This window comes from Kamptonema animale CS-326 (assembly GCF_028330895.1).
Classification (GTDB): domain Bacteria; phylum Cyanobacteriota; class Cyanobacteriia; order Cyanobacteriales; family Microcoleaceae; genus Kamptonema; species Kamptonema formosum.
Genome location: NZ_JAQMUA010000150.1, coordinates 1 through 5,736 on the forward strand (window position 1 = coordinate 1; position 5,736 = coordinate 5,736).

Genomic DNA, 5,736 nt, shown 5'->3' on the forward strand with positions numbered 1-5,736 from the left:
ATTTCCTGGTTCCCCCCAGACTTTGATAGATGCGCTTCTGCACCGAAAAGCCGAAGAGTCCATTACTGTATTTTACCCAAAGTTGGTCAATCGTTCGCAAGTCTTCACAGGGAAATTGATCGATATCTTCAACCCTTAGCCAGCCTTCGCTGGTTCTCCCTGCTACTTCCAGCATTTTATTAGCCGTTTCCAGATCCGCCTCTTTCCATTTTCTGCTAGCCAATAGCCGATCGAGTTGACCATAATCGACTCCTTTTGCTGAAATCAATTTGACAGTTTGTGGCTGTGGCTGCGGGCTAAAAATCGTTGGCGGAATAACCCTTCCTGCATTGCGAAGGGAAGCTTGGGGAAGCATCGCCAACCATTGTTCAACCGATTGAGGACGCTTTATTGCCTTCATTTCTATCCCTTCCATAATTGCCCGGTGTACAGCATCGCTAATATTAGGATTGAGCTGAAACGGCGGCTTTAAAGGATGATTTAAAGCTCTCAAATGTGCAGCAGTTGGTGGTGTTTTTGTTAACAGATAGTATAGCGTTGCCGCCAGAGCATAAACATCTGTATACTCAGCAAATTTGCCAATTTCGCCGTACTGTTCGGGAGGAGCAAAACCGTGTGTTAACCCTACAGTGAGTTGCTGAGTGCGATCTGGAATAAAACCCCGCGCCAAACCAAAGTCAATCAAAACTGCATCTCGATCGTCGCGCACCATAATATTGCTTGGCTTGATATCCCGATGCAGCAAGCCTTTTTCGTGAACAACAATCAGTGCTTCTCCCACTTTACGGATGTAGTTTAAAGCTTCTGTTTCCGACAGGATACCGCGCTTTTCCACCCAATTCCACAAATCTTCCCCTGCCACATATTCCATCGCAATACAGGGCAAATTACCATCAATAAAAAAGTTGTCTATTTGTACAATATTGGGATGTCTGCACAAAGCTAACAGTAGCGCCTCATCCCGGAATTTGTCCCGAAACCAGGCAAACTTTGGATCTCTCAATAATTCATCTTTCAGCGTTTTGATGACAACCCGCTGCTTGCTTTGGGCCTTCTTCGCGAGGTAGGTGGCCCCAAAGCCGCCCTCGCCCTTGTCTATCTTGCGCTCAATAATATAGCGATCGCCATTTAACTTCTGCCCTGGTATCCAAACCATTCCCCTCACCGCCAGCCAATATTAATTTTTATCTCAGCCTACCCTGTATTTTAACAGTATTTTTTCAGTTGGGTTTACTTCCTAGTTATGTCAACAAGCGCGTTAAACCCGTATTCCAGCAAAGGTTAAAACCTCGCCTCAAAAATGGCACGATGCTAGGTTCCAACTTTACCCCAAAGTTAGGACTCCCGCAGGCAAATCTATCACTAACCGTTTAGTTTTCAGCCACTCCATGCCGATCAGAACTTCTGGAATAGAATCTCCTGCTACAACAGGAACATTAAATTCTTGGCCATCGATTTGTACAGTGCCGATATAAATATTAAAATCACCTTCTCCCTGTGCAGTTTTCATGGGATATTCATCATCTACAAACATCCAGCCAAAATCTAAATCTTGGCTATTAATTGCCAACCAACCTGTAAAACCTGTATCTAGTAGCGCGTCTACAAACATAACTTCGCCATCAGCAGATACCAAGCCTATTTCAAAAAATAGTTGATTTTCCTCCTCCTCAAACCTGCCTTGAATCATAAGATGCTGCCACAAACTCCGCTTTCATTCAAGCGGCGCACAACCATTAGTTTTTGAGGAGGATTTGCCCGTAGCTTTTCAAAAGCAACGAGTTGATCTTTCTCAATAAAGTATTCACCGCTATCTGGATCGATGACAATGTACCAATTATAGTGAGTTGCCATCAGTTCGTCGCGGACTCGTTCAAAAATAGGGCGACATCGCTGCCACCGCGCTTGACTTTCGGCTTTTTGCTTGGCTTTTTCTTCGGGAGAAATTGGCGGTTTTATGTATTTTTCGGATATGCGGCGGGGTTTCCATCCGGGAGGTGCTGCGATCATAGGGTGTTTTTAGTAGCGATCGCTCTATTTTACCAAAAATTTATTATCTCATGGGCCCGAGAAACCGGGTTTTTACCGCATCTGCGGCTGCAACGAACTATTTTCGTAAAAAACCCGGTTTCTGACCTCGACGTGCGTAAATCCTGACTATTCTTCCCATTATCGCACAACAAAAATGGGGCAGGCAAAATGCCCACCCCACCAGAAGTTTATAGATTAAAATTAACCGATAACTTCTTTAGCCTTAGCTACCACATTATCAACCGTGTAACCAAACTTTTCTAAGGCCACATTACCAGGTGCAGAAACACCAAAACGGTCAATACTAAGCATCGCACCTTCAGAACCAAAATAACGCTCCCAACCGAAGCTAACGCCAGCTTCAACTACTAAGCGCTTCTTCACAGCTTTTGGTAACACAGATTCGCGATAAGCAGCATCTTGTTCCTCGAATAATTCCCAGCAAGGGAAGGAAACAACGCGCACTTTCTTACCTGCTGCCCGTAACTTTTCAGCCGCATCAACGCAAAGGTAAGTTTCGCCGCCAGTACCGATTAAAATGATGTCAGGAGTACCACCATCATCTGATAAAATGTAGGCTCCTTTAGCAACACCTTCAATCGAAGCACCAGCCAAGTTAGGCAAGTTTTGACGTGAGAAAGCCATCAAAGTTGGACGATGACGATTTTCAATTGCGATCTTATAAGCGCCTGATGTTTCATTGCCATCAGCAGGACGAATTACTAACAAATTAGGAATTACCCGCAAAGAAGCAACTGTTTCAACTGGTTGGTGAGTGGGGCCATCTTCACCTAATGCAACGGAGTCGTGAGTCATTACATAAATCACGCCAGCTTCCGATAATGCAGAGAGGCGAATTGCTGCCCGCATATAGTCAGCAAATACTAAGAAGGTAGCGCAATAAGGAATTAATCCTGAGTTGTCGAGGACAATGCCATTACAAATCGCGCCCATCCCATGTTCGCGGACTCCGAAGTGGATGTTACGGTTTTCGTAATGTCCTTTTTGGAAGTTACCGATTCCTTTTAACTCTGTATAGTTAGAGTGGGTAAGGTCAGCAGAACCGCCGATTAATTCAGGTATAACTTTCGCGATCGCATTCAGCGTAATTTCTGAATGCTTCCGAGTTGCCAAAGCTTTATCAGCGGGAGTATAAACAGGCAAAGCCTTCTCCCAACCTTCAGGCAATTTACCGCTACTCATCCGCTCAAATTCAGCGGCTTCTGCGGGATATTTAGCCTTATATTGAGCTAAAGCTTCATTCCATTCTGCCTCTGCTGCTGCGCCGCGATCTACAGCTTTACGGAAATGCTTTAAGGCATCTTCAGGTACGACAAAGGGTTCGTATTCCCAGCCTAACTTCTCGCGGGTGAGTTTTACTTCGTCTGTGCCTAAAGCCGCGCCGTGAACGTCAGCGGTATTTTGCTTATTAGGAGAACCGTAACCGATAGTTGTTGTCACCTTAATCATCGATGGTTTATCGGTGACAGATTTTGCCTCTGCGATCGCCTTAGCAATTGCTTCTAAATCCGTGTTACCTTCGGGTACGTGCAGAACGTGCCAGCCGTAAGCTTCAAATCGCTTGCTAACATCTTCAGTAAAGGCAATATCCGTAGAACCATCAATAGAGATGTGGTTATCGTCATAAAGGGCAATCAATTTGCCTAATCCCTGGTGTCCCGCAAAGGAACAAGCTTCACCAGAAATCCCTTCCATGTTACAGCCGTCGCCCAGGATGACATAGGTGTAGTGGTCAACAATCGTGGCATCAGGCTTGTTAAATCTAGCAGCCAAGTGGGCCTCTGCGATCGCTAAACCCACGCCATTACAAATTCCTTGTCCCAGAGGGCCAGTAGTAACTTCCACCCCAGGAGTCATAAAGTTTTCTGGATGTCCGGGGGTTCTGGACTCCAACTGACGGAATTGTTTAATATCGTCAATGGTGACGCTATCGTAGCCCGTTAAGTGCAGCAGGGCATACTGAAGCATACAGCCGTGACCCGCCGAGAGTACGAAGCGATCGCGATTAAACCACTTAGGATTTTTCGGGTTGAACCGCATAAAGCGATCCCAGAGCACGAACGCCATAGGCGCAGCGCCCATCGGTAGCCCTGGATGGCCTGATTTTGCCTTTTCTACCGCGTCGATGGCCAGAAAGCGGATCGAGTTGATGCAGAGTGTTTCGAGTGATTGGGTTGCAACAGCCATAGTTGTCTTTATATATGCCGAGTGTGTGTGTGAGTATCCGATGGTAGAGATTGTTTAATTTGCGTCTCTACGCTTTAGTTGCTCTGGAATCGCCGTGAGGCTGCATTACAGATCATCCCACCAGTTGGACAGCCAAGCAAGATGATTTCAGGGCTTGTTATCCTTTGGCGGAGTGGATAAATGTCTGGCCTTGTGGAGATTAGGTGCGATTTGGAGGTGAAAGCGCCTTGCGGTTACGGAGGTGAGGTATCCAGGCGTAGCCAACCGCAGGCATCGCGATTTCGGGACTTGCCAGTAATCAGCTAGTAATATAGAAATAACTTCTAGGAGACTATAAAGATGACAAACATATCCCATGAAGAAGCAGCAATTATCCGCACAGAAAGAGGACTGACAATCGCGGGTACACGCAAACCTGGTCAAGAAGCTATTCAAGCCCAACTTCAAGCAGCAAAAGCCAAATTTAAGTCTCAGCCATGAATTTTTTTAGTCGATCATAATTTGAGAGGACACGCCATGATTTTCTTTCGTTGTATTGCTAATAAGGGAGTGCTTTAATATGTTAACTAAATACATCCAAACTGCTATGAAGCAAGCTAAGTATGAAATTTTCCCTGATGATGGGACTTTCTATGGAGAAATTCCTATCTGTGAGGGAGTCTATGCAAATGCTGTAACTCTCGAAGCTTGTCGAGAAGAATTACAAGAGGTATTAGAAGACTGGATTTTACTTAGTCTCACCCTGAATCTTCCTTTACCAGTCATTGATAATATCGACCTTACAATTACTAAAGAAGTTGCCTGATGCCTCCTTTAAAACCAATCAAACGTCGAGAGTTAATTTATTACCTGAAACAACTAGGATTTGATGGGCCCTATTCGGGAAAGAGGCATCAGTTCATGTTGAAAGATAACCTTCGCGTTACTATCCCCAATCCTCATCAAGGTGATATTAGTGCCAACTTTTTAGCGAAAATTTTGGGACAGGCTAAAGTTGATATTAGTGATTGGGAGAACTTATAAATTTGAGAAAGTTTTGTCAATTGATTCCCAATTATGATACGGTTAATGAATTTGGGCGGAACAAATTGGTTTTGATGCGGTTTATGCTGTCGGTGGTACATTGGTCAGGACGGCATAAATGATGCAAGGAAATGTAGTTGGCCGACAAGCTAGCTCAAAGTGATTTAATCGATCGCGCGGCTCAAGTACAAGGAAAAAGTCCCTCAGAGTTCATGGTGGAGTCAGCCTACCAAAAAGCCCAAGATGTTCTTTTAGACCGATGTTTTTTTGGGTTAGATGAAGTGAAATTTAAGGAATTTATGGCCTTACTAGATGCTCAACCTATGGGAAATGAAAAGCTACACATATTACTAACAACTAAATCTCCATGGGATTAGAACAAGATTGACAGCAGCTTTCGCCTCCCGAAAAGCTGAATTCATCACATCAAATTGACAGCTTTAACTCTTGACGGGGTGACAACCCCGTCAACTC

General features: G+C 44.7%; 8 protein-coding genes. 4 read left to right on the plus strand and 4 right to left on the minus strand.

Annotated features, from left to right (window positions below; translation table 11 throughout):
• The 4 genes from PN499_RS08985 to tkt form a co-directional block, all read right to left on the minus strand.
• Positions 1 to 1,156, minus strand: a 1,156-nt coding sequence (locus PN499_RS08985) for a serine/threonine-protein kinase (RefSeq protein WP_272031456.1), incomplete at its 3' end; no start/stop codon positions are given.
• Positions 1,157 to 1,324: 168 nt separating this feature from the next.
• Complete coding sequence (locus PN499_RS08990) at positions 1,325 to 1,690, minus strand: aspartyl protease (RefSeq protein ID WP_272031457.1); 366 nt, start codon at positions 1,688 to 1,690, stop codon at positions 1,325 to 1,327.
• Positions 1,687 to 2,010 (minus strand): hypothetical protein, encoded by a 324-nt coding sequence (locus PN499_RS08995; protein WP_272031458.1) that lies wholly within the window; start codon positions 2,008 to 2,010, stop codon positions 1,687 to 1,689. Before PN499_RS08995 ends, PN499_RS08990 begins: the two co-directional genes overlap by 4 nt.
• A gap of 222 nt (positions 2,011 to 2,232) precedes the next feature.
• Positions 2,233 to 4,239 (minus strand): transketolase, encoded by a 2,007-nt coding sequence (gene tkt, locus PN499_RS09000; RefSeq protein ID WP_272031459.1) that lies wholly within the window; start codon positions 4,237 to 4,239, stop codon positions 2,233 to 2,235.
• Between the two features lie 339 nt (positions 4,240 to 4,578).
• On the opposite strand from tkt, the gene PN499_RS09005 reads away from it, so the two are divergent.
• The 4 genes from PN499_RS09005 to PN499_RS09020 all read left to right on the plus strand — a co-directional run bounded on the left by PN499_RS09005 (position 4,579) and on the right by PN499_RS09020 (position 5,639).
• The gene (locus PN499_RS09005; protein ID WP_272031460.1) at positions 4,579 to 4,719 is read left to right on the plus strand and encodes a hypothetical protein; all 141 of its coding nucleotides are present in this window, start codon (positions 4,579 to 4,581) and stop codon (positions 4,717 to 4,719) included.
• A 79-nt stretch (positions 4,720 to 4,798) separates the two neighbouring features.
• A complete protein-coding gene (locus PN499_RS09010) occupies positions 4,799 to 5,044 on the plus strand; it encodes a type II toxin-antitoxin system HicB family antitoxin (RefSeq protein ID WP_272031461.1) in 246 nt (81 codons plus the stop codon).
• Complete coding sequence (locus PN499_RS09015; RefSeq protein ID WP_272031462.1) at positions 5,044 to 5,262, plus strand: type II toxin-antitoxin system HicA family toxin; 219 nt, start codon at positions 5,044 to 5,046, stop codon at positions 5,260 to 5,262. Before PN499_RS09010 ends, PN499_RS09015 begins: the two co-directional genes overlap by 1 nt.
• A 137-nt stretch (positions 5,263 to 5,399) precedes the next feature.
• Positions 5,400 to 5,639 carry a type II toxin-antitoxin system TacA family antitoxin gene (locus PN499_RS09020; protein WP_272031463.1) on the plus strand — a complete coding sequence of 80 codons (240 nt, stop codon included), beginning with the start codon at positions 5,400 to 5,402 and terminating at the stop codon, positions 5,637 to 5,639.
• Positions 5,640 to 5,736: the final 97 nt, after the last annotated feature.

What these genes read in the sequence shown, in the direction of transcription:
- tkt (WP_272031459.1), bottom strand. Translation starts at nt 4,239, where the DNA reads ATGGCTGTTGCAACCCAATCACTCGAAACACTCTGCATCAACTCGATC.
- PN499_RS08990 (WP_272031457.1), bottom strand. Translation starts at nt 1,690, where the DNA reads ATGATTCAAGGCAGGTTTGAGGAGGAGGAAAATCAACTATTTTTTGAA.
- PN499_RS09005 (WP_272031460.1), top strand. Translation starts at nt 4,579, where the DNA reads ATGACAAACATATCCCATGAAGAAGCAGCAATTATCCGCACAGAAAGA.
- PN499_RS09015 (WP_272031462.1), top strand. Translation starts at nt 5,044, where the DNA reads ATGCCTCCTTTAAAACCAATCAAACGTCGAGAGTTAATTTATTACCTG.
- PN499_RS09010 (WP_272031461.1), top strand. Translation starts at nt 4,799, where the DNA reads ATGTTAACTAAATACATCCAAACTGCTATGAAGCAAGCTAAGTATGAA.
- PN499_RS08995 (WP_272031458.1), bottom strand. Translation starts at nt 2,010, where the DNA reads ATGATCGCAGCACCTCCCGGATGGAAACCCCGCCGCATATCCGAAAAA.